A 23,367-nucleotide genomic window follows, 5' to 3' on the forward strand; every position below is an offset into this window, starting at 1 on the left:
CGGGGCTCAGGTCACAGCGGGTGCCGCATCCAGACGTTGGGTTCGACGTAGACGGCGTACCCGTGTTCCGGTTCGCAGCGGACGGGGGCCAGTGCGCCGGGCACCTCGACGTCCCCCGCGGTGTCGAAGGGCAGCCCGGTCCAGCGGCGCCACTCCTCCAGCGAGCCGCTCACGGTCATGGAGGCCGGGGCGATGGAGTCGATGGTGGCGCCGGCCCGGGCGTGGACGCGCAGCCACGGGTCCTCGGGCAGCCCGTCGGGGCGGACCCGGTGGGCGTACTCGGCGATCGGGGTGTGCGGTTCGCGGTGCTTGGCGTTCGGGCGGACGGGGGCGACGACCTCGCGGAAGCCGCGGGCGCGGGCGGCGTCCCGCATCGCCGAGAGCATGACGGCCGACAGTCCGCGGCCCTGGGCGTGCGGGGCGAGGGTGACCGAGACGGCGCTCACCGTGTCCGGGCGGGTGCCGTGGCGCAGGTCGGCGAAGGCCCACGCCAGGACCTGGTCCCAGCCCCGGGCCGGCAGGGTGCGCCGGCCGTCCACGTCGAGGGCGAACGGCACGCTGTAGGCGTGGGCGACGACCTGGCCGTTCTCGTCCTCGGCGAACAGGGCGTATTCCGGGAGTTCGGTCGGGATGCGCCCGTAGTGGGCGCTGCCCACGAGGTCGCGGGTGACGAACTCGGGCCAGGTGTCGGCCATGCCGAGCACCGCGGGCAGCCGGTCGGGCCGCTCGGCGAGGCTGCTCACCTTGATGTCCATGGAGATCACGATAGGTGGTGCGCCCTCGGGCGGGACAGCGATTTGTCCGGCCGCCGGCCGGGTCACCGGGCCCGGAAGCGCTCGGGTGCCCTGGTCGGGTTGCCGCCGGTGGGCAGCTTCTGGTCCGGGCAGCCGGCGAGGACCTTCTTCATGGCCGCCTGTTCGGCGGCGGTGACCCACAGGCCGTACTTCTTCTTGACCGCGACCTGGGCGGCGACGTAGGTGCACCGGTAGGCCTTGTTGGGCGGGAGCCAGGTGGCCGCGTCGCCGTCCCCCTTGCCGCGGTTGGCACTCGCGTCGACGGCGAGGAGGTTGAGGGGGTCGTTGGCCAGCGCTATGCGCTTGCCGGGGTCCCAGTACTTGGCGCCCTTCTGCCAGGCGTCGGACAGGGCGACGACGTGGTCGATGTCGACCTGGCTGCGGCCGCGCCGGTAGGTGATCTCCTTGCCGGAGTAGGGGTCGGGCTCCAGCAGGCCGTAGGAAACCCTGCAGGTGCCGCCGGTGAACCTGACCTGCTTCAGGTCGCGTTTGAGGATGTCGTCGCGGGTGTCGCAGGAGTTGGTGTCGGTGTCGGCCCAGGCGGCGCCGAACCGGGCCCGGGAGTAACCGGTCTTCGGCGCCCTCCCCTTGACGGTCAGTGAGCCGGCGGCGGCCAGGGCCGGGCCACCGCCTCCGGTCCGCTCGGGCCCGGACGAGCCGTCGTTCTTCCCGTCCTTGCAGCCGGCCACGGCGACCAGCACGGCCACGGCGGTTGCCGCTCCGACCCTCAGACGTGTCACGCTACGTCCCCCTCACTCGCCCTGGTCCGCCCCCCGGCGCGGGGCGGATCGTTCCGCTTCCCACGGTAACTTCCCGTCGCCGCCCGGAAGATGGGGTGCAAGGCGAAGATCAAGGGGCAAGTCGGACACTGTGCGAGGTGTTTCCTGTCCGTCGGCCTGGCCTTGTCACCGGCGCCAGGGTCCGACGGTCCCCGCATTCAGCGTCGGTTACGCCCTCCGCCTGCCCGCTTCTCCCGGGTCACTGGTGACAGCTACCCCAGGACCGAGGTGAGGAACTCGCCGACCCAGGCCAGCAGTTCGCGGCCGACCAGCGGCTTGCCGCCCACCTTCGCGGTCTTCGGGCGCGGGACCAGCACCTGGTGCACGGCGGGCTTGATGACCGTGCCCGGGTAGAGCCGCTTGAGCCGCAGCTCCTGCGACTCGCGCAGTTCCACCGGCGCGAAGCGGATGTTGGTGCCCTGCAGGACGATCTCGCCGACGCCGCACGCGCGCGCGAGCATCCGCAGCCCGGCCACCAGCAGCAGGTTCTCCACCGGCTCGGGCAGCTTGCCGTAGCGGTCGGTGAGTTCCTCGCGGACGGCCTTGATGTCCTCCTCGGAGTTGGCGGAGGCGATGGAGCGGTAGGCCTGGAGGCGGAGGCGCTCGCCGGGGGCGTAGTCGTGCGGGACGTGCGCGTCGACGGGCAGCTCGATCTTGACCTCCAGCGGCGGCTCCTCCTCGATCCCGCCGGTCTCCAGCTGGCGCCGGTAGTCGGCGACGGCCTCGCCGACCATGCGGACGTACAGGTCGAAGCCGACGCCCGCGATGTGCCCGGACTGCTCGCCGCCGAGCAGGTTGCCGGCGCCGCGGATCTCCAGGTCCTTCATCGCCACGTACATGCCCGCGCCCATCTCGGTGTGCTGGGCGATGGTGGCGAGCCGCTCGTGCGCGGTCTCCGTCAGCGGCTTCTCCGGCGGGTACAGGAAGTAGGCGTACCCGCGCTCGCGGCCGCGGCCGACCCGGCCGCGCAGCTGGTGCAGCTGGGACAGGCCGAAGGTGTCGCCGCGTTCCACGATCAGGGTGTTGGCGTTGGAGATGTCGATGCCGGACTCCACGATCGTGGTGGACACCAGCACGTCGAACTTCTTCTCCCAGAAGTCGACCACGACCTGCTCCAGGGCGGCCTCGGACATCTGGCCGTGGGCGGTGGCGATGCGCGCCTCGGGGACGATCTCGCGCAGGCGGGCCGCCGCGCGGTCGATGGACTCCACCCGGTTGTGGATGTAGAAGACCTGGCCCTCGCGCAGCAGTTCGCGGCGGATGGCGGCGCCGATCTGCTTCTCCTCGTACGGCCCGACGAAGGTGAGCACCGGGTGGCGCTCCTCCGGGGGCGTGGTGATCGTGGACATCTCGCGGATGCCGGTGACCGCCATCTCCAGGGTGCGCGGGATCGGGGTGGCGGACATCGTCAGCACGTCGACGTTGGCGCGGAGCTTCTTCAGCTGCTCCTTGTGCTCGACGCCGAAGCGCTGCTCCTCGTCGACGATGACCAGGCCGAGGTCCTTGAACTTGGTCTCGGAGGAGAACAGGCGGTGGGTGCCGATGACGACGTCCACCGAGCCCTCCTTCAGGCCCTCCAGGACGGCCTTGGCCTCGGTGTCGCTCTGGAAGCGGGACAGTGCGCGCACGTTGACCGGGAACTGTCCGTACCGCTCGGAGAACGTGCCGAAGTGCTGCTGCACCAGCAGGGTCGTGGGGACGAGGACGGCGACCTGCTTGCCGTCCTGTACGGCCTTGAAGGCGGCCCGTACGGCGATCTCGGTCTTGCCGTAGCCGACGTCGCCGCAGACCAGGCGGTCCATGGGGACCGACTTCTCCATGTCCTCCTTGACCTCGGCGATGGTGGTGAGCTGGTCGGGGGTCTCCGCGTAGGGGAAGGCGTCCTCCAGCTCGCGCTGCCAGGGGGTGTCGGCGCCGAAGGCGTGGCCGGGGGCGGCCATGCGCGCGCTGTACAGCTTGATCAGGTCGGCGGCGATCTCCTTGACGGCCTTCTTCGCGCGGGCCTTGGTCTTCGTCCAGTCCGCGCCGCCGAGGCGGTGCAGGGTGGGTGCCTCGCCGCCGACGTACTTGGTGATCTGCTCCAGCTGGTCGGTCGGGATGTAGAGGCGGTCGCCGGGCTGGCCGCGCTTGGCGGGCGCGTACTCCACGACCAGGTACTCGCGGGTGGCGCCCTGGACGGTGCGCTGCACCATCTCGATGTAGCGGCCGACGCCGTGCTGTTCGTGGACGATGTAGTCGCCCGGCTCCAGGGAGAGCGGGTCGATGGTCTTGCGGCGGCGGGCCGGCATGCGGGTGCCGTCGCGGCCGGCGGCGCGCTGGCCGGACAGGTCGGTCTCGGTGAGCACGGCCAGTTCGAGCGCCGGGTCCACGAAGCCGTACTCGATCGAACCGCAGGAGACGTGCACCACGGAGGGGCTCAGCTCGCCGAGGTCGGAGTCGAGGCGGGCCGCGATGCCCTCGCCGCCGAGCACCTCCACCGTGCGCGCGGCCGGGCCGTGGCCCTCGGTGACGAACACGGTGCGCCAGCCGTCGGCGAGCCAGCCCTTGGTGTCGGCGAGGGCCCGCGCGGTGTCGCCGCGGTAGGTCTCGGGGGCGCGCATGCCGAGCTTGAGGGTGTCGGTGTCGAGTTCTTCGTCGGCGGCGAAGGGCGACACCGACCACCACATCATGTCGAGTTCGCGCGCGCGGTCGCGGACGTCGGCGATGGACCACAGGGAGGCGGCGCCGACGTCGATCGGGGCCTCGCCGCCGCCGGCGGTGGCCGCCCAGGACGCCTGGAGGAACTCCTGGCTGGTGGCGACGAGGTCGGCGGCGCGGGTACGGACCCGCTCCGGGTCGCAGACGACGGCCATGGCGCCCTTGGGCAGCACGTCGAGCAGCAGCTCCATGTCGTCCACCAGGACCGGGGCGAGGGACTCCATGCCCTCGACCGCGATGCCCTCGGCGATCTTGTTCAGGAGTTCGCCCAGCTCCGGGTGCTCCTCGGCGAGGGCACGCGCGCGGGCCCGGACGTCGTCGGTGAGCAGCAGCTCGCGGCACGGGGGCGCCCACAGGCCGTGTTCGGCGACTTCGAGGGAGCGCTGGTCGGCGACCTTGAAGTAACGGATCTCCTCGACGTCGTCGCCCCAGAACTCGATGCGCAGGGGGTGTTCCTCGGTGGGCGGGAAGACGTCCAGGATGCCGCCGCGTACGGCGAACTCGCCGCGCTTCTCGACCAGCTCCACGCGCGCGTACGCCGCCGCCGCGAGGGCTTCGACGACGTCGTTCAGGTCCGCGCTCTGGCCGGTCCGCAGGGACACCGGCTCCAGGTCGCCCAGGCCCTTGACCTGCGGCTGGAGCACGGAGCGCACGGGTGCCACGACGACGGAGACCGGCCCGGTCTCGGGGTCGTCGGGACGGGGGTGGGCGAGGCGGCGCAGGACGGCGAGGCGGCGGCCGACGGTGTCGCTGCGGGGGCTGAGCCGCTCGTGCGGGAGGGTCTCCCAGGAGGGGTACTCCACGACGCCCTCCGGGGGCAGGAGGGAGCGCAGGGCCGCCGCCAGGTCCTCGGCCTCGCGGCCCGTCGCCGTGACCGCGAGCACCGGGCGGCCGGCCTCGCGGGCGAGGGCGGCGACCGCGAAGGGGCGGGCCGCCGGGGGGCCGACGAGGTCGACGTGCGGGCGGTTGCCGTCCACCGCCGCCTGAATCGCTTCCGCGAGGGCGGGGTCCTTGACTACGGCGTCGAGCAGACCGTGCAGGCTCATGAGGCTTCCATCCGAGCAGGGGCAACGCAGACAGCCCGACACGTCTCACGGGCCGGGGCTGCCCAGCCTACGACGCCGACGGCGGCGGCGCGGGCGCCCGAACGGCATCGGCCGCCGCCTCCGGCCGCCCTGTGCGCCACCGGACGGCCTGCCCACCGCCGGAGCGAGCACACGGGCACCGGTGGAACCTGCCGCCGCGAGGCCGGAGCAGAAGAGAGCCCCAGCCCGGCCCGCCGCCGGACGAACGGAGCCCGAGACGGCCCCGACGGGACCCGCCGCCGGACGAGCAGAACCCGACACGGCCCCGACGGGACCGGCCGCCGGGCAAGGCGTCGGTGGAGCCTGCCGCCGGGAGGGCCGGTCCGCGGCGTCAGGCCGCTTCGCCGCTGCCGGCGAAGGCGACCGTCACACCGCGTCCCGGTTCGACCGACACGAGCAGGGCCGAGCCGAAGGCCCCGGCGATCCGCTCCAGCAACGCGAAAGCCAGCATGCATTTCCCGTGCTCCAGCCGGGAGATCGCCGCCTGGGTCAGTCCGGCGACGAGGCCCTCCTCCGGGACCCGCCGGCACCGCCGGCACCCACCGGCACCCACCGGCACCGCCGGCCGGCCGCCGGGACGGGGAACGCACCAGGACGGCGGGGCGCGGAGATCGACTCCGCGCCCCGCCGTTCGGCTCTCCCGGCGTCCGGGCCGGTCCGCCCGGCCCGGGTGCCTAGTCGGTGGCGATGGCGTTCAGCACGTTCATCCGCGCCGCCCGGAACGCCGGCACCAGCGCCGCGAAAAGGCCCACGAAGGCCGAGCCGACGAAGACGCCGGTGATCGTCGGCCAGGGGATCTCCAGGATCTTCAGGCCCTCCAGGGCGAGGAGCTTCTGGGCGGTGGCGCCCCAGCCCATGCCGAGGCCGAGGCCCAGCAGGGCACCGAAGACGGCGATCACCACGGACTCCAGGCGGATCATGCGGCGCAGCTGGCGGCGGGAGAGGCCGATGGCCCGCATGAGGCCGATCTCCCGGGTCCGCTCGACCACCGACAGGGCCAGGGTGTTCACCACACCGAGGACCGCGACGATGATCGCGAGTGCCAGCAGGCCGTAGATCATGTTGAGCAGCTGGCCGATCTGGTCCTTCAGGTCCTGCTTGTAGTCGGTCTGGTCGCGCACGGTCAGCTGCGGGAAGTCGTCGTGCAGCGCGGCCTTGAGCGCCTTGTAGGCGGCGGCCTGCTGTCCGTCCTCGGCGGTGGCCAGGACCATCTCGTCGAGCGGCATCCTGTCGGCGGGGACGTACTTCGCGAGCGTGTCGATGGAGGTGTACATCGCCCCCGCGTCGATGAGCGTGTCGCTGCGGGTGATCGCCCGGACCGTCAGGCGGGCCGTGCGGCCGTCCTCGTAGGCGACGGTGATCGCGGAACCGAGCCGGATGCCGTGGTCCTCGGCGAACTTCTCGGGCACCGACATCGAGTCGATCCGGTAGGCGTCCTTCACCTCGCCGGCCACGGTCTCGGTCCGTACGTCGGTCGCGTAGTCCGGATCGACGGCCATGATCGTCCTGTTCGGCAGCCGCTTGCCGTCCGGTGTGGTGAAGGTGGCCTCGGTCCACTTGTACTCGGTGACCCGCTTCAGGCCCGGGGTGTTCCTGACGGCCTGCACCGCCTGCCTCGCGACGAGCCCGCCCTCCTGGTCGCTGCGGACGATGAAGTCCGCGCCGACGGTCTTGTCGAGCTGGTCGGTGGCGGAGGCCACCATGGAGGAGCCGACCACCGACAGGCAGGCCACCAGGGCGAGGCCGATCATCAGGGCGGCGCCGGTGGCACCGGTGCGGCGCGGGTTGCGCAGCGCGTTGCGCTCGGCCATCCGCCCGACCGGCCCGAACATCCGCAGCAGGACCGCGCCGAGGACGCGGACCAGGCCGCCGGCCAGCAGCGGGCCGATGACGACGAAGCCGATCAGGGTGAGCACCACGCCCAGGCCCAGCCAGCCCGAGCCGGTCCTGGCCTGGCCGGCGGTGGCGGCGACGTACAGGCTCCAGCCGCCGGCGGCGGTGAGGAGCAGGCCGAGGCCGGCCCGGACGACGCCGGCCTTGGCGTCGGCCGGGGCGCCGGCGTCGCGCAGGGCGGCCATCGGGGAGACCTTGCCGGCGCGCCGGGCGGGCAGGTAGGCGGCGAGGACGGTGACGACCACGCCGAGGAGCAGGCCGATCGCGGGCGTGGTCCAGGCGACGGTGAGGTCGTCGGTGGACAGGTTCATGCCCATCCGGCCCATGAGCTTCATCAGGCCGACGGCGATGCCGACGCCCGCGCCGACGCCGAGCACCGAGCCGAGCACGCCGAGGAGCAGCGCCTCGACCAGCACGGACCGGTTGACCTGCTTGCGGGAGGAGCCGATGGCGCGCATCAGGCCGATCTCGCGGGTGCGCTGGGCGACCAGCATGGAGAAGGTGTTGATGATCAGGAAGATGCCGACGAGGAAGGCGATCCCGGCGAAGCCGAGCATCGCGTACTTCATGACGTTCAGGAAGCTCTGGACGTCCTTCTGGTTGGCGTCGGCGACCTCCTTGGCGGTCTGCACCTTGTAGTCGTGCCCGAGGACGGCGGTGACGTTCTTCTTCAGCTGCGCGTCGGTCACGCCCCCGGCGGCCATGACGTTGACGTCGGTGTAGACGCCGGTGCGGCCGACGAGGGTCCGCTGGGCGGTCGGGGTGTCCAGGTAGAAGATGGCCGCGCCGGGGTTGGTGACCTTGAAGGCGGCGATGCCGGACACGCGCGCGTGGTGCGTGCCGACGGCCGTGATCACGCCGATCTCGTCGCCGAGCTTCAGGTGGTGCTTGCCGGCGGTGTCGGCGTCGACCATCACCTGGTCGGGGCCCTTGGGGGCCGCACCGGAGGTGATCTGCATGGTGCGGGCGTCGTTGCCGTTCCAGTTGCCGACGATGGTGGGCGCGCCGCTGCTGGGCGACAGCTTGTCCTTGGCGGCGTCGACGACGGTCACCGAGGTGGAGAACACCGTGCCCTCGGCCGACCGCACGCCCCGGGCCTCGCGGATCCTTCCGACCACGGAGGCGGGCAGCACGGGCGGCTTGCCGGTGCGGGAGACGGTCTGCCCGGTGTCGGACGAGCCCTTGGCGCTGACCTGCACGTCCGAGGACGTGGCCTGGAACAGCTTGTCGAAGGTGGTGTTCATGGTGTCGGTGAACACGAGCGTGCCGCACACGAACGCCACCGACAGCAGGACCGCGACCGCCGACAGCGCCATACGGCCCTTGTGCGCGAGGAAGTTGCGCATCGAGGTCTTCAGGACGGTCATGACGTACGCCCCCGGGAGTCGAAGTCGGGGGTCTGGGGGTGTCCCCCGGAAAAACGCAGCATGCGGTCGAGGACCTGGTCGGCCGTCGGCTGGTACATCTCGTCGACGATCCGGCCGTCGGCGAGGTAGAGCACGCGGTCGGCGTAGGAGGCGGCCACCGGGTCGTGGGTGACCATGACGATGGTCTGCCCGAGTTCGTCCACCGAGCGGCGCAGGAAGCCGAGGACTTCGGCACCGGCGCGCGAGTCGAGGTTTCCGGTCGGCTCGTCCCCGAAGATGATCTCCGGGCGGGCGGCGAGCGCACGGGCCACGGCGACGCGCTGCTGCTGGCCGCCGGAGAGCTGGGTGGGGCGGTGCTTGAGGCGCCCGGCGAGCCCGACGGTCTCCACCACGCGGTCCAGCCAGGCCCGGTCGGGCTTGCGGCCGGCGATGTCCATGGGCAGCGTGATGTTCTCGATCGCGTTCAGCGTCGGCAGCAGATTGAACGCCTGGAAGATGAAGCCGATGCGGTCCCGGCGCAGCTGGGTGAGCTTCTTGTCCTTCAGGCCGGTGATCTCGGTGTCGGCCAGGTGGATGTGACCGCTCGTCACCGTGTCGAGGCCGGCGAGGCAGTGCATCAGGGTGGACTTGCCGGATCCGGAGGGGCCCATGATCGCGGTGAACTGCCCGCGGGCGATGTCCACGTCGACGTGGTCCAGGGCGACGACACGGGTCTCGCCGGACCCGTACGCCTTCACGACCTGCCGCGCCCGCGCGGCAACGGCCGTAGTCCCTCCAGTGCCCCCGTGCCTGGGAATGGTCACAGCCGATGTCACGGTATGTCTCCTATGTCGGTTGACAGGTCATGGTCGATGTCCCGGTGCTCCGGGCGTCGTCCTGGGTTACGTCGATGAGTCTCGCGGCCGGCGAGGGCGTCGCGCGCTGGTGCGGAGCCCCGTCTTTCCGGGGGGAAAACCCCACCCCCGCCGGTACGGTCCGCCGCCCCCCAGCGGCCTGACATCAGGTTAAGGAGCGCGCCCGGCCCGGCTCGTCCTCCGGGGGGAGGAACCCTCCCCGAGCCGTTGTACGGAGGAACCCCTAGGGGGGCTCCACCGGGGGGTGGAGCCGCTCCCCTGCGCCGTCTCCACCCCTCGGTGCGGAAAGCCTCCACCCTTCCGTCGCGTCAGGGTCAAGTCGCCCGCCCCGTGGGAAGCTGTCGTCCCGGACATAGATGCAGGGGCCACCGGGGTGGCGTCGGCGGACGCACGGGAGGGGTGTGCGGTGGGGAGTACGACACCGGCGATACGCGGCGGAGCCGACCGGCGTCAGAGCACCGGGCGGCGGGGCGCGGTGGTGGCCGCGCTCATGCTGTCCATGGCACTGGCGGCGCTCGACTCCGCCGTCGTCTCCACGGCCGTACCGCAGATCGTCGGCGACCTCGGCGGGTTCTCCGTCTTCTCGTGGCTGTTCTCCGGCTATCTGCTCGCCGTCACCGTCACGCTCCCCGTCTACGGCAAGCTGTCCGACACCTTCGGCCGCAAGCCGGTGCTGGTGGCGGGCGCGGCCGTGTTCCTGCTGGGGTCGCTGCTGTGCGCGGCGGCCTGGAACATGGGGGCGCTGATCGCGTTCCGGATCCTGCAGGGCCTGGGCGGCGGGGCGTTGCAGGGCACGGTGCAGACGCTGGCCGCGGACCTGTACCCGCTGGCGCAGCGCCCGAGGATCCAGTCCAAGCTGTCCACGGTGTGGGCGGTGTCCGCGGTGGCCGGTCCCGGGCTCGGCGGTGTGCTCGCCGCGTACGCCGACTGGCGCTGGATCTTCCTGATCAACCTGCCGATCGGCATCGCCGCCCTGTGGCTGATCGTCCGTCATCTGCACGAGCCGCAGCGGGAGACGGCGCGTCCCGCGCGCGTGGACTGGGCCGGCGCGCTGGCGGTGTTCGCGTGCGGCGGGGTGCTGCTGACCGCGCTGGTGCAGGGCGGGGTCGCGTGGCCGTGGCTGTCGGCGCCGTCACTGACGCTCCTCGGCGCGGGCCTGGCGCTGGCCGGGGTGGTGGTGGCGGTGGAGCGGCGGGCCGCGGAGCCGGTCATCCCCGGGTGGGTGTGGCGGCGCCGGACGATCGCGGCCGTCAATCTCGCCCTGGGCGCGCTGGGACTGCTGATGGTGGCGCCCGCGGTGTTCCTGCCGACGTACGCGCAGTCGGTGCTCGGACTCGCCCCGGTGGCCGCCGGGTTCGTGCTGTCGGTGTGGACGCTCAGCTGGCCGGTGTCGGCCGCGCTCAGCCAGCACGTCTACCGGCGGCTCGGCTTCCGGGACACCGCACTGCTCGGCATCGGCCTGGCGGCGCTGATCCTGTGCGCGTTCCCGTTCCTGCCGTACCCGGGGTCATGGTGGCAGCCGACGCTGCTGATGCTGCTGCTGGGCGGGGCGCTGGGGCTGTTCCAGCTGCCGCTGATCGTCGGGGTGCAGTCGACGGTGGGCTGGTCCGAGCGGGGCACCACGACCGCGTCGGTGCTGTTCTGCCGGCAGACCGGCCAGACCCTCGGCGCCTCGCTGTTCGGCGCGGTCGCCAACGGGGTGCTGGCCGCACGGCTGGGCGGGGCCGGCGACCTGGACTCCGTCACGCGCGCCCTGGACGCGGGCACGGTGCCGGAGGCGGACCGGCGGGCGATCGCCGACGCGGTCCACGCGGTCTACCTCGGCGCGGCGGGCGCGGCGGCCCTGGCGTTCGTGGTGCTGCTCCTGGTGGCCCCGCGGCGGTTCCCGGTACTCCAGGAGTGAGCGCACGCGCGGGTTAACGCGGGTAACACCCCAGGTGGGAGCGGTTTTTGCGGGGAAAGCGCATACCGACCGGCCAGTTCGGTGAAAACGCCGCGCGGCCCCGGCTCCGCGAGTAGCGTGCGTGGCTCAGCTCCCCCACCTCCCTGCGGTCCGCCGCCTCGGACCCGAGCCACGCAAGGAGCCCCGGGATGTCCTACGACCCGCCGCACCCGTCGTATCCCTCCCAGCCGCCGTACCCCGTACGGTCCTCGTACCCGTCGTCCCCGACCTACCCCTGGCAGCCCCCCGAGCCGGCCCCGCCGGCCCCCCGGCCGGAGCGTGAACCGCTCGGCCACCACAGCGACCTGCGGGTGCTGCGCAGCGCCTACCGGTGGCAGCGGCGCACCGCGACGCTCACCGCGCTGGGCTACTTCACGCTGTTCCTCGTGCTGTCGGCGTACGCGCCGGGCGTCATGACGAGGACCGTCGCCGACGGCATCCCCGCCGGCCTGCTGCTCGCCCTCGTCCAACTGCCGGTCACCTGGCTGGCGATCGCCCTGTACGAGCACACCGCGCGCCGGTACGTCGACCCGCTCGCCGAGCGGATCCGCAGGCACGCCGAGCTGGACGCGCGGCGCGGAGCGGCACGATGACCGGCACCGGCGGCCCGGGGTTCACCGGATTCAGCGACTCCGCCCAGACCATGTCCCTGGTGGCCTTCTCCACCGCCGCCACGGTCATCCTGCTGCTGTGCGTGATGACCGGCCCGGACCGGGACGACCTCGACGAGTTCTACACCGGTTACGGCTCCCTGTCCCCGCTGCGCAACGGCCTGGCCATAGCGGGCGACTACATCTCCGCCGCCACCGTCCTCGGCACCGGCGGAGTCATCGCCCTGTGCGGCTACGACGGTGTCGTGCTCGCCCTCAGCACGGCGCTGTCGCTGATGCTGCTGATGTTCCTGCTGGCCGAACCGCTGCGCAACGCAGGCCGGTTCACCATGGGCGACGCGCTCGCCCGCCGGTTGCCGGGCCGCTGTGTGCGCATCGCGGCGTGCGCGGTGACCATCGCCGCGCTGCTGCCGCTGATGCTGGTCCAGCTGGCCGGCACCGGACAGCTGATCGCCTTCATCCTGGGCTTCACCAACGAGTCCCTGAAGACCGGGTGCGTCGTGGGACTCGGCGCCCTCATGATCGCCTACGCGGCGATCGGCGGGATGAAGGGCACCGCGCTCATCCAGATCATCAAGATCGTGATGCTGATGGGCTCCGGCGCCGTGATCGCCGCCCTGGTCCTGCACCGCTTCGACTGGGACCCGGGCGCCCTGTTCACCGCCGCCGCCCGGCAGAGCGGCGCCGGCCCGGCCTTCCTGCGCTCCGGACTGCAGTTCGGCACCACTCCCGGCTCCCGCGTCGACATGATCGCCTCGGAGCTGACCGTCGTACTCGGCGGCGCCTGCCTGCCGCACATCACCATGCGCATGTACACCGCCTCCAGCGCCCGCCAGGTGCGCCGCTCGATGTCCTGGGCGGTGTCGCTGGTCGCCCTGTTCGTCCTCGTCATCACCGTGGTCGGGTTCGGCGCCACGGCCCTGCTGGGGCGCACGACGGTCTCGGCGGCCGACCCGCAGGGCAACACGGCGTACCTGCTGGGCTCGCGCGCGGTGTTCGGCACCCACGTGACGACGGCGGAGACCTTCCTGTTCACCCTGGTCACCACCGCGATCTTCCTGACCCTGCTCGCCTCGGTGGCCGGGATGATCCTCGCGTGCGCCAACTCCCTCGCGCACGACGTGTTCGCGGCCCGGGTGCAGGAGATGCCGGCCCGCCGCGAGATGACCCTGGCCCGCGTCTCCGCACTCGCCATAGGGGTCCCGACGATCCTGCTGGCCACCCTGGTGCAGCACCACAGCCTGCAGCCCCTGGTCACGCTCTCCTTCTGCCTGGGCGCCTCCGCCCTCGCCCCCGCCCTGGTCTACGGCCTGTTCTGGCGCCGCTACACCCGCAGCGGCCTGATGGGCACGCTGATCGGCGGCTCGCTGACCGTGCTGCTGCTGATGCCCGGCACCAAGCTCGTCTCCGGGTCGCCCGTGTCGGCGTTCCCGCACGCCGACTTCAACTGGTTCCCGTTCACCACCACCGGCATCGTCTCCATCCCGGCCGGCTTCTTCTTCGGCTGGCTGGGCACGGTGCTGTCGGGCCGCGCGAAGGCGGAGCGGCAGCGGCACCAGTACGAGGCGGTGGAGGGACGGATCCTGGCGGGCGCGGTACGGAAAGGGAACTGACCCGGCGTCAGCGCGGCCGGGCCGGTGTCACTCCCTGGCCACTCTGCCGGTCAGGGAGATCAGCCGGTCGCGCACGGAGTCCATGTGGGCCTGCATGTCGTCCCAGACCTCGCCGTGCTCGCGCAGCACCCGCTCCGTCTCCTGGGCAATGTGCTCCTCGCGCACGCGGGCCTCGGCGAGGATGCCGGCGGCACGCGCGCGTGCCTCCTCCTGCAAGCGGCGCGCGTACTCCTCGGCCTCGCCGATGGCCTGCCCCGCCTCGGCCAGCGCGGCCTCGGCCCGGCCGATCCGTTCGGCGTACCGGGCGTCCAGCGCGGCCTGCTGCTCGGCCTCCGCGCGTTCGGCCTCGGTCCAGCGCTCGGCCTGCTCCCGGGAGTGTTCGGCGAGCAGGCCGACGGTGCGCCGGCGCGTCTCGCGCAGGGCCGCGAGCGTCTCGGCCCGCCCCGCCTTCAGCTCGCGCCGGGCCCGGACGCGGATCGCGTCGGCCTCGGCCTGCGCGGCCTGGACCCGCTGACGGGCCTGTTCGTCGGCCTCGGCACGGAGCGCGTCCGCCGCTTCCTGCGCCTCCCGGCGTACCCGCCCGGCCTGCGCCTCGGCCTGCGCGACCTGCTCCTCGGCCGCGCGCCGCGTGCGTTCCCGCAGGTCCGCCGCCTCCTCCAGCACGAGCCGGTACACGCGCCGCGCACGGTCCCCGAGCGCCTCGTACGTCTGCGGCACGAGCTGGGCGACGGCCTCGCGCAACCGTACGACCTCCGCCTCCATGTCCTTGGCGAGCACGGTCAGCCGGGCGGCCCGCTCCCACGCGGCGTCCCGGTCGTCGGACAGCGCCTCCAGGTACGCGTGGACCTGCTCGGGGCGGTAGCCACGCCCCCGGGCGGTCGTGAAGCCGTGCGGCGGCATCGATGCGCTGCTCACCCTGGGAACCCCTCTCCACCGGACCTGCACGACAGGATGATTTCGCGCATATCTTGATGGATCGGACGTAAGCGTTCATAACGCGACACTCCGCAGTCACGTCACGGCCCTGCCCCCGCAACGCGTCGGGCCCTTCACGCGTGCGCGTGAAGGGCCCGAAGGGGTCACACCCGGTCGGCGGGCACCGAGCGGGCTACAACAGCCCGTCCCACATCTGCTCCAGCAGCACCGACCACCAGCTCTCCGGCGAACCGAGCGCCGCCGGGTCCAGCGCGGCCAGCTGCGCCTGGAAGTCGACGGTCCAGCGGCCCGCCTGCTCCTGGTTCAGCCCGTACCGCAGGCGCCACATCCGGCCCAGCAGCGCCAGGCACCGCGCGAACTCCGGCAGGCCGGTGTTCACGAACTGCGGCGGCACCGGCGCGCCGCCCGGCCCGGCCTCCACCGGCACGGCCACGATGTTCGCCGTCCCGTACTGCACACAGATCGCCTTGCCGAAGTCGCTGCCCATCACCAGGTACGACCCCGCGTCCGCCGCCGGCTGCACCCCGCGCTCGGCCGCCAGCTCCGCGAGCGTCGGCACCGGGCGGCCCGGCTGCGCCTGCGCCCAGAAGAACGGGCCCATGTCCAGCGGCAGCCCCGCCACGACCAGGGTGTGCGCCACGATCGGCGGCACGCCCTGCCGGGACACCGCCTGCTGCTCGAACCGGAAGATCCCCGGCCCGAACACCGCGGCCAGCTCCTGCGCGACGCCCTCCGGCGGCACCGGCGGCGCGGCCTGCACCGGCGGCAGCGGCGCCCGCACCGGCGCCGGCCGCGCGGGACCGTCCGCCACCTGGTGCAGCTCGCCCTGGTGCGCCAGCAACTGCTGCATGCCCTGCTGCCGGCTCGCGTGGTCCGTGCCGTACGGCGCGATGGACGTGATCCGCGCCTGCGGCCACTGCTCGCGGATCATCCGCGCGCAGTAGGCACCCGGCAGCGCGCACGACTCCAGCTCCGTGTGCAGCTCCAGCACCTGGTCCGGCGGCACGTTCATGGCCCGCAGCTCGTGGAAGATCTGCCACTCCGGGTGCGGGGTGCCCGGCGCGGAACGCCGGATCACCTGCTGCTCGGACCCGTCCTGCGCGCGATAGCGCAGCACGGCCTGGTACCCCGGTCCGACCGTCGGCTGCCCCTGCTGGGGATACCCGTACGACCCCGCCGGCGGCGGCATCGCACCCGGCGGCATCGGCGCGGGACCACCCGGGGGCACACCGAGCGCCCCGGGCGCGGGCGGCGGAGGCGGAGGCGCACCCGGCCCACCGACCGGCGGGGCGGCCAGCACGGTCTCGGCGTGGTGCACGGCACCGCGGGAAGGGTCGGCAGCACCGGGGGCACCCGGCGGCTGCGGTGCACCCGGCCCGTGCGGAGGCTGCGGCACACCGGGCGGACCCTGCGCACCCGGGGGCTGCGGCGCACCAGGCGCCGGAGGCATGCCCGGACCGCCCGGAGCCGCGGGGGCACCCGGAGAGTTCGGCGCACCCGGAGCACCCGCCGCACCCTGCGGCTGCATGCCGCCCGGCGCACCCGGGGCACCCGGAGGCTGCGGCGCACCCGGACCACCCGGGGCCGCGAAGGCGCCGGAAGAGTTCGGCATGCCCGGAGCACCCGGCATGCCCGGCGCACCCGGAGGCTGCGGCGCACCAGGCGCCGGAGGCATGCCCGGACCGCCCGGAGCCGCGGGGGCACCCGGAGAGTTCGGCGCACCCGGAGCACCCGCCGCACCCTGCGGCTGCATGCCGCCCGGCGCACCCGGCATGCTCGGCGTACCCGGCGGCGGGGGCGGCGTGTTCGGGCCCTGGGGCGTGGCTCCGGCCAGTTGGCTCGGGTCGGCCAGCACCGTGGCCGCGTGGGACACGTCGCCCGGGGGCGTACCGCCCGGGGCGCCCGGAGGCGTGGCGTCCGTGCCGCCCTGCCCCTCAGGACCCTCGGGGCCGAGTGCCGAGACGAGTTGCGTCGGCACGTACCCGCCCGCGGGCGGCGGTGTCGCGGTGCCCGGGCGGGCGCCCGGCGCGCCCGGGGCGCCCGGTGGCGGAGGCGGGGCACCCACCCCACCGCGCGCCTTCTTCGGCGGCGGTGCGGCCTTGCTCGTCGCCGCGTCCGCGATGTCCCCGGCGTTCGGCGCGAGCCGCCGCCCGGGCGCGCCCGGTCCCGCCGGCGGCTGCTGCGCACCGCCCGGCGCCTGCGGATAGCCGTACCCGGGAGCACCCTGCGGGTAGCCGTAGGCCGGGGCGCCGGCCGGCGGGTACGGCGGCACGCCCTGCGGCGGGGTGCCCGGGGCGGCCGGCGGCTGCGGATGACCGTACGCCGGCGCACCCGGTGGCGGCGGGGTCGTGCCACCCTGGCCCGCACCCGGTGGCGGCGGCATCGTGCCGCCCTGCCCGGCACCCGGCACATCGATCGCCGGCGCGACCGCCGTCGGCGGCAACTGGCTGCCGCCCGACATCAGCGCCGTCGGCGCGTCCGGCGCCACCGCCGGCGGACGCGGCGCCGCGTCGTCCGAGTCGCTCAGCGGCGGCGCGAACACCGTCGCCGGCAGCGGTACGGAACGGTCCTCGTCACCGGCGTCCGCGTTCGTGTCCGTACCGGCCCACGGCGTGGCCCCCGCAGGCACGTCCGCCACAGCGGGCGCCCCCGCCGGCACCCCCGCCTGCGTCTCGGCCGGCCCGCTCCCGGCGGAGGAAGCCGACCCCCCGTCAGAAGCCGCACCGGCAGCCGAAGCCGGCGCAGGCGAACCGGCGCCCGTGCCCTCGGGCCGCCGTTCCCCCGCCCCCAGCTTGTCCGCCGCCTCCTGCAGCCACTCCGGAGGAGTCAGCAGGAACGACGTCTGGTTCAGGTCCAGTCGCGCGGCAGCCGGCGCCGGCACCGCGTCCTGCGGCCCCTCCGCACGGCCGTACTCCTCCTCGTACCGGCGGATCACCTCACCCACCGGCAACGCCGGCCACAGCGTCGCCTCCCCGCTGTCCCGGGCGATGACCAGCCGCTGGCCCCCCGCGTCCGAACGCGGGCCCTCCGCCCGGTCCTCGCCCCACACCACGAACCCCAGCTCGAACTCCCGCACCCGCACCTCACGGTGCTGGTAGGCGGGCACATCGCCGTTGATCCACTCCTCGGCGCGCTCCTGCGCCTGCGCGTACGTCACCATCGCTCGCAGCTCACTCTCCCACCGGGCCGGAAGACGCCGAGCCGGAAGTCACCGGGACGACACGGGCGAAACCGCCGTCCACCATCAGATGGGCCACCGTCTCCAACTCCGGCGGACTACCGGCCAGCCGGGAAAGGAACACGTCGAAATCGTCACCGCACGGCAGCAGCAGCCGCTCCACCCGCTCCGCCGGCGACCACGACGGATCCACGTCCCGCACATCGTCGTACGCGCAGAACCACACCGAACCGAGCCGCTCGCCCCGCACCTTCACCGCGAGCAACCCGCCCTGCACGAAGGCCACCCCGAGGTAATCCTTCGTCAGATGGTCCCGCAGACACTTGTTCACATACACCAGGTCATTGACCGCGGCCTCGTCCCGCACCGTGAAGAACGGCTGGTCCAGCAGCAGCCCCAACTCGGCGTCCAGCGCCGTACCCACCGGCGCACAGCCACCCGCCGCCTTCAGGAACGAGCGGTAGGCGCCCGGCAGCCGGTAACCGAGGTCCTCCTCGACCCCCTGCACCTGCGCCTCCGTCACCGCCACACCCGACTTCGGCAGCCCGAAGTGCGCCGGCCGCGACTCCTGCAACGGCCGCGTCCCCCGCTTGCCGTGATCCACCGGCGCCGTCGCCACCCCACCGTGGTGCCGCAGCAACGCCTTCACCTCGACCGGAATCAACTCCAGCCGCCGCGTACCCGCCACGTGATGCCACGTCCAGCCGTGCGGCGTCGCCACAGCCGGCACCGTGTCCCACAACTCGTGCCCCGCCGCCGCCAGCGCCGCGTTCGCCGACACATAGTCCGTCAGCCGCAACTCGTCGACGCCGAAACCCTCCGGCGGCTCGGCGATCTCCACCGCCACGCGCGCGTACGGCGAGAAATCCGGATAACCGCGCTCATCGACCCGTACCCCTCTCGGGTGACGTGCCGCCCGGACCGGATCCGGAAAGTGCACGACCTGCCCGGCATAGGCCGCGTTCGGCGGCGCGGCCTGTCCCCCAGCGTGGCCGCTGGGCGGTGCCCCCAGCCCGAGCCGACCTGTCGTCATGGCGGTTGCCCCCTGCGGCGTTGTCTCTGGCCTGAACGGCGGTGTCGATCGCGGATGGCGACAGCCTATGCGGTACCCGAACCCCGGTCACCGGCCCGCCACGTCCCCACCGGCCACCCCACCCCCACCCCCGTGACCAGCCGTCACCCCACCGTCACGGCACGCCCACGCACAGGCGTCTCACACCGCCCCAGCTTCCGCACCCGCCACGGCATTTGGCACCCTGTGTCCTTCGGGGGGATGCCCGGGGAGGGAAGAACGACCATGAACGCCTCGCAGACCGGAGGTACCGACGTGCTGGCCGGCGACCCCCGCATCGGCTGGAGCGGCACCGACACACCCCCCGCCCCCGCCCTCCGTCACCGCCGCGACGGCATCCTGCCCACCGTCGGCGCCGCCCTCTCCGTCCGCGGCTCCACCCTCACCGGCACCGCCGCCCGCAGCGACCAGCCCCCCGCCCTGCACCCCCTCGTCCAGGACTTCCTCGACACCCTCACCAGCGCCCAACGCGACCGCTTCACCGGCCGCTGCGCCGAAACCATCCTCATCTCCCGGCACCTCGCCACCGCCGACGCCGCCCGCAGCAAACGCGCCGCCCGCAGACCCATGACCAACGCCGAAGCCCGCAAAGCCCTCAAACAGGCCAAACTCACCGCCCGCCGCATACGCGAGGACGGCGACCCCCTCCACGGCAGCTTCGCCACCCCCTGCCGCGCCTGCACCGCCCTCAGCGCCCACTTCGGCGTCCGCATCGTCGACCCCACCACACCCGACGACTGACCCCGCACCCCCGAACCGCCCACCGAGCTCGACGAACGAAGAGCAGATGCACCCCGACCGCACCTCGACCACCCGCTTCGCCGTGCCCGTCGACGCCGCCCTGCGCGCCGCCGGCTGGCAACCCGGACGCTGGGACATAAAACAGGCCGAGATCTGGGCCGACGCCCTGCGCGAACACACCTCACCCGCCGGACACCGGCACACCGTGTTCCCCGCCGCCGTCGAAGCCTGGGCCGAGTTCGGCGGCCTCACCATCACCCCCACCGGCCCCGGCCGCCAGATCGCCCCCGCCACCCTCCACCTCGACCCCCTGCACGGCCTCCACCTCGCCCGCACCCTCGGCGACCTCGGCCGCGCCCTCGGCACCGAACTGTGCCCCCTCGGCGAGGAGACCGACACCGCCGCCCTCCTCGCCATCGACGCCGAAGGCCGCGTCTACACCATCGACCACACCGGCGACTGGTACCTCGGCCCCGACATCGACCACGCCCTGGCCACCCTGATCACCGGCATCCCACCGGTACGCCTCACCGCCGGCTGACCCCGGCCCCTACAACCCGCCCAGCCCCGGAGGATCGTCGTAGCCCGGGTCGAAGGACCCGGAGTCGGGCCACTTGGTGGCCTCCCGCAAAGCGTCCAGCCTCGGGTACATCGAGCCACGAGCGGCCTTCCCCAGATCCACGGCGTCCGTGCCGCGTAGCCCGTCGTTCCCCGCCGGCGCCCACACCCCCTCGGGAAACCGGACCGCGTGCTCGGCGAGCGCCGCACGCCCCGCCTCCGTGACCCACCCGCCCCCCACGCTCTCGTGCCGATGAGCGAATCCACCGGCCACCATCACCACCACCACGACCCCGAGCACCACCCACACCGGCCCGCCCTGCGCCGCGGCCACGGCGACCGCCGCCACGCCCAGCGCCCCTGACACCCAGTGAGCCCCCCACAACCACCAGTCGGCCGCGTCGAACGCCCGCACCCGCGACGGACCGCCGTCGACCAGCCCCCACTCCGCCAGGCGGTCACCGACCGCCTCGATCCCCGGACGCCTCACCAACCGGTCCATCCGCCGCCACACCCGACCCCGGGGCCGCAGCCCGATCACACCGATCACAGCCACCTCCACCGCGTCCCGCGGCACCGGATCAGTGACCGTGACCACCGCATCCCGCACCGACAGCCGCCCACCCAGCACCATCGACGCCATCGCCGTCAACGCGACGTACCTGCCCCGGCCCGAGAGGAACGCCACCTCGTACAGCCCCAGCTCCGCACCCGCCGGGCGCGCACCCACCGGCGCCCCGACACAACGCCGGTACGCCCGGCGGAACAACCAGGCGGCGACCACCGTCACCGCACAACAGACACCGAGCAGAATCCCCCACGCCACGGCAGCCCCCTCCGACGCGGCCACGAAACCCCCGCAACCCGCCCCCTACATGCCCCCGCCGCCCCAAGGTCACCCCGCTACGCCGCCGGGATCACCGCCGACACCCGGAAACCCCCCGCGTCCGTCGGACCCGACACGAACACACCGCCCAGCGCCAGAACCCGCTCCCGCATCCCCACCAGGCCGTTCCCACCCGACGGCAGCCCCGCCGCCGACGCCGACGCCGGCTCCGGCGGCGGCTCGTTCTCCACCTGCATCGCGATCTCCGACACCCGGTGCGCCAACCGCACATGCGTCTTCGCCCCCGCCGCATGCTTGTGAACGTTCGTCAACGCCTCCTGCACCACCCGGTACGCCGTCTGCTCCACCTCCGCCGCATACGACCGCACCTCCCCCTCGACCGACAGATCCACCACCATCCCCGCCGCGGCCGACTGCCCGACCAACTCCTCCAGCTCCGACAGACAGGGACCCTCCGCCGCCCCCTCCGCCTCGGCCACCCGCGAAGCCGCCGCCACAGCCGCCTCCCCGACCGCCGCCAACGGCACCGCCGCGGCCCGCCGGCCCACGCCCTCCCCCGCCCGCAACACCCCGAGCATCTCCCGCAACTCGGTCAACGCCTGCCGCCCCATGTCCCCCACCAGGGCCGCGTTCCGCACCGCCTTCTCGGGATCCTTCCGCGCCACCGCCTGCAACGCCGCCGCGTGCACCACCATCAGACTCACCCGATGCGCGACCACGTCGTGCATCTCCCGAGCGATCCGCGTCCGCTCCTCGTTACGCGCCCACTCGGCCCGCTCCTCCGCCCGCTCCGCGAGCAACTGCAGCTCCCGCTCCAGACTGTCCGCCCGCTCCCGCAAGCTCTCCATCAACCGCCGCCGCGCCCCCACGTACAGACCCAGCAGCACCGGCGGAGCCGTCAGCCCCAACGCCGTCGTCACCGCCGCGAACGGCACGAACCAGTCACCCAGCGTCAGATCACCACGTGCCATGTCCTGCCGCACCCGCACGAACGTCACCACCGCCGTGCCCAGCAGCGACATCCCCGCCAACGACCCGATGACCCGGCGCGGCAGCTCACACGCCGCCAGCGTGTACAGACCGACCACGCCCATCAGGAAACCCATCTCCGCGGGCGTGATCGCGATCGCCACCAGCACCACGGCGATCGGCCACTTCCGGCGCACCAGCAGCACCGCACCGGCGATCAAACCGAACACGATCCCGACCGACGCCGGGATCCCCGCCTCCCGGGCGAACGGAACACCCTCCGCCGCGCACTCCACGGCCGACACCAGCGCGAGGCTCCCGTCCAACACCGCACTGCGCCGCCTTGCCCACCACCAAGGGCCGGTCAACGCCCTCTCGTGGTCTTCCCCCGTCGTGGTCATGCCTCCAGCCTACGGGCGAGGGGTGCGGCTTTTCCGGTGACTTTCGCCTACCCCCACAGACCACGCTCCGTAACCGAACGGCCCCGAAACCCACCGGTATCCCTCGAACTGGTGAACCCTTCCCGTTCACCCCCGGAACCCGGCATTCCGTCCGGACGGTATGCGTATGGCACATTCACTCGGCAAGTACGCCGACTTCGAGGGCCTGCGAGAACAGGCGATCGCCCTCCGCCGGGCCGGCCACAGCCTCCGGCAGATCCGGGACGAGCTGAAGATCTACAACAACGACATCCTCAACCGGCTGGTGAAGGGGGAGCCGCCACCGCAGTGGACGAAGCGCCCGAGGGCCAAGGACGACCTGCGGGCGCGAGCACGAGAGTTACGGCTCCAGGGCTGGACGTACGACCAGATCGAGGCGGAGCTGGGCTGCTCGCGCAGTTCCGTGTCGCTGTGGGTGCGGGACCTGCCGAGGCCGGAGCGCCGACGAACCCCCGAGGAAGCGGCAGCCGTCGCCCGCAAGGGGTGGGAGGAGAAGCTGCGCATCCGGGACGAGGAGCGGCGACGAACGAAGGAGGAGGCCAAGCGGTCGATCGGTGAACTGTCGACGCGTGAGCTGTTCCTGGTGGGCGTGGGCCTCTACTGGGCCGAGGGCGGCAAGGACAAGCCTTACGACCGCCGGGAGAACGTCACCTTCGTGAACAGCGACTCTGGAATGATCAAGGTGTTCCTTGCGTGGCTCGACCTGCTTCAAGTGGAGCGGGAGCGCCTGCGGTTCACCGTGATGATCCACGAGAACGCCGACGTGGACGGGGCCGAGCGCTACTGGGCCGACCTGGTGGGCGCCGACGCCTCCACGTTCAACAAGACGACGCTGAAGAAGCACAATCCGAAGACGGTACGCAAGAACACCGGCGACGACTACCGGGGCTGCCTCGTGATCAAAGTCCTGAAGGGCGCCGACTTGTACCGTCGCATCGAAGGCTGGTGGTGCGGCATAGTAGGTGCCGCGGCCTCAACGGACTAGCAAAAT

16 protein-coding genes are annotated in these 23,367 nt (G+C 73.1%); 6 read left to right on the top strand and 10 right to left on the bottom strand.

All coding sequences use genetic code 11. The features are described 5' to 3' along the window. Nucleotides 1–11: 11 nt before the first annotated feature. The 5 genes from S1361_RS16745 to S1361_RS16765 form a co-directional block, all read right to left on the bottom strand. Complete coding sequence (locus S1361_RS16745; RefSeq protein ID WP_208032641.1) at nt 12–755, bottom strand: GNAT family N-acetyltransferase; 744 nt, start codon at nt 753–755, stop codon at nt 12–14. A 62-nt stretch (nt 756–817) separates the two neighbouring features. Continuing rightward, the gene (locus tag S1361_RS16750; protein ID WP_208032642.1) at nt 818–1,534 is read right to left on the bottom strand and encodes an HNH endonuclease family protein; all 717 of its coding nucleotides are present in this window, start codon (nt 1,532–1,534) and stop codon (nt 818–820) included. A 251-nt stretch (nt 1,535–1,785) separates the two neighbouring features. Continuing rightward, nucleotides 1,786–5,316 (bottom strand): transcription-repair coupling factor, encoded by a 3,531-nt coding sequence (gene mfd / locus S1361_RS16755; RefSeq protein ID WP_208032643.1) that lies wholly within the window; start codon nt 5,314–5,316, stop codon nt 1,786–1,788. 713 nt (nt 5,317–6,029) lie between these two features. Next, entirely contained in the window at nt 6,030–8,615 is a 2,586-nt protein-coding gene (locus tag S1361_RS16760; RefSeq protein WP_208032644.1) for an ABC transporter permease, read from the bottom strand. Further along, entirely contained in the window at nt 8,612–9,430 is an 819-nt protein-coding gene (locus S1361_RS16765; protein WP_208032645.1) for an ABC transporter ATP-binding protein, read from the bottom strand. Before S1361_RS16765 ends, S1361_RS16760 begins: the two co-directional genes overlap by 4 nt. 445 nt (nt 9,431–9,875) lie before the next feature. Between S1361_RS16765 and S1361_RS16770 the strand changes: the two genes are divergently transcribed. The 3 genes from S1361_RS16770 to S1361_RS16780 all read left to right on the top strand — a co-directional run bounded on the left by S1361_RS16770 (nt 9,876) and on the right by S1361_RS16780 (nt 13,635). After that, complete coding sequence (locus S1361_RS16770) at nt 9,876–11,372, top strand: MFS transporter (protein WP_208032646.1); 1,497 nt, start codon at nt 9,876–9,878, stop codon at nt 11,370–11,372. Nucleotides 11,373–11,560: 188 nt separating this feature from the next. Further along, entirely contained in the window at nt 11,561–12,004 is a 444-nt protein-coding gene (locus S1361_RS16775; RefSeq protein WP_208032647.1) for a DUF485 domain-containing protein, read from the top strand. Then, nucleotides 12,001–13,635, top strand: coding sequence for a sodium/solute symporter (locus S1361_RS16780; protein WP_208032648.1), 1,635 nt, complete (start codon nt 12,001–12,003; stop codon nt 13,633–13,635). The genes S1361_RS16775 and S1361_RS16780 overlap by 4 nt, the downstream gene beginning before the upstream one ends. A gap of 27 nt (nt 13,636–13,662) precedes the next feature. On the opposite strand, the gene S1361_RS16785 is transcribed toward S1361_RS16780, so the two are convergent. The 3 genes from S1361_RS16785 to S1361_RS16795 all read right to left on the bottom strand — a co-directional run bounded on the left by S1361_RS16785 (nt 13,663) and on the right by S1361_RS16795 (nt 18,782). Next, nucleotides 13,663–14,550, bottom strand: coding sequence for a coiled-coil domain-containing protein (locus tag S1361_RS16785; protein WP_243769193.1), 888 nt, complete (start codon nt 14,548–14,550; stop codon nt 13,663–13,665). A 193-nt stretch (nt 14,551–14,743) separates the two neighbouring features. Next, nucleotides 14,744–17,731 carry an SUKH-4 family immunity protein gene (locus S1361_RS16790; protein ID WP_208032649.1) on the bottom strand — a complete coding sequence of 996 codons (2,988 nt, stop codon included), beginning with the start codon at nt 17,729–17,731 and terminating at the stop codon, nt 14,744–14,746. A 10-nt stretch (nt 17,732–17,741) separates the two neighbouring features. Beyond that, entirely contained in the window at nt 17,742–18,782 is a 1,041-nt protein-coding gene (locus S1361_RS16795; protein WP_208032650.1) for an SMI1/KNR4 family protein, read from the bottom strand. 264 nt (nt 18,783–19,046) lie between these two features. Between S1361_RS16795 and S1361_RS16800 the strand changes: the two genes are divergently transcribed. Continuing rightward, nucleotides 19,047–19,562 (top strand): YwqJ-related putative deaminase, encoded by a 516-nt coding sequence (locus S1361_RS16800; RefSeq protein WP_208032651.1) that lies wholly within the window; start codon nt 19,047–19,049, stop codon nt 19,560–19,562. 46 nt (nt 19,563–19,608) lie between these two features. Next, complete coding sequence (locus S1361_RS16805; protein ID WP_208032652.1) at nt 19,609–20,103, top strand: SUKH-3 domain-containing protein; 495 nt, start codon at nt 19,609–19,611, stop codon at nt 20,101–20,103. Between the two features lie 9 nt (nt 20,104–20,112). On the opposite strand, the gene S1361_RS16810 is transcribed toward S1361_RS16805, so the two are convergent. Beyond that, nucleotides 20,113–20,946 (bottom strand): TIGR04222 domain-containing membrane protein, encoded by an 834-nt coding sequence (locus tag S1361_RS16810; RefSeq protein WP_208032653.1) that lies wholly within the window; start codon nt 20,944–20,946, stop codon nt 20,113–20,115. Nucleotides 20,947–21,023: 77 nt separating this feature from the next. After that, on the bottom strand, nt 21,024–22,337 hold the full coding sequence (locus S1361_RS16815) for a sensor histidine kinase (RefSeq protein WP_208032654.1): 1,314 nt from the start codon (nt 22,335–22,337) through the stop codon (nt 21,024–21,026). A 166-nt stretch (nt 22,338–22,503) separates the two neighbouring features. On the opposite strand from S1361_RS16815, the gene S1361_RS16820 reads away from it, so the two are divergent. Further along, nucleotides 22,504–23,361, top strand: coding sequence for a helix-turn-helix domain-containing protein (locus S1361_RS16820; protein ID WP_208032655.1), 858 nt, complete (start codon nt 22,504–22,506; stop codon nt 23,359–23,361). Nucleotides 23,362–23,367 lie beyond the last annotated feature (6 nt).

This window comes from Streptomyces cyanogenus (assembly GCF_017526105.1).
In the GTDB taxonomy this organism is placed as follows: Bacteria; Actinomycetota; Actinomycetes; order Streptomycetales; family Streptomycetaceae; genus Streptomyces; species Streptomyces cyanogenus.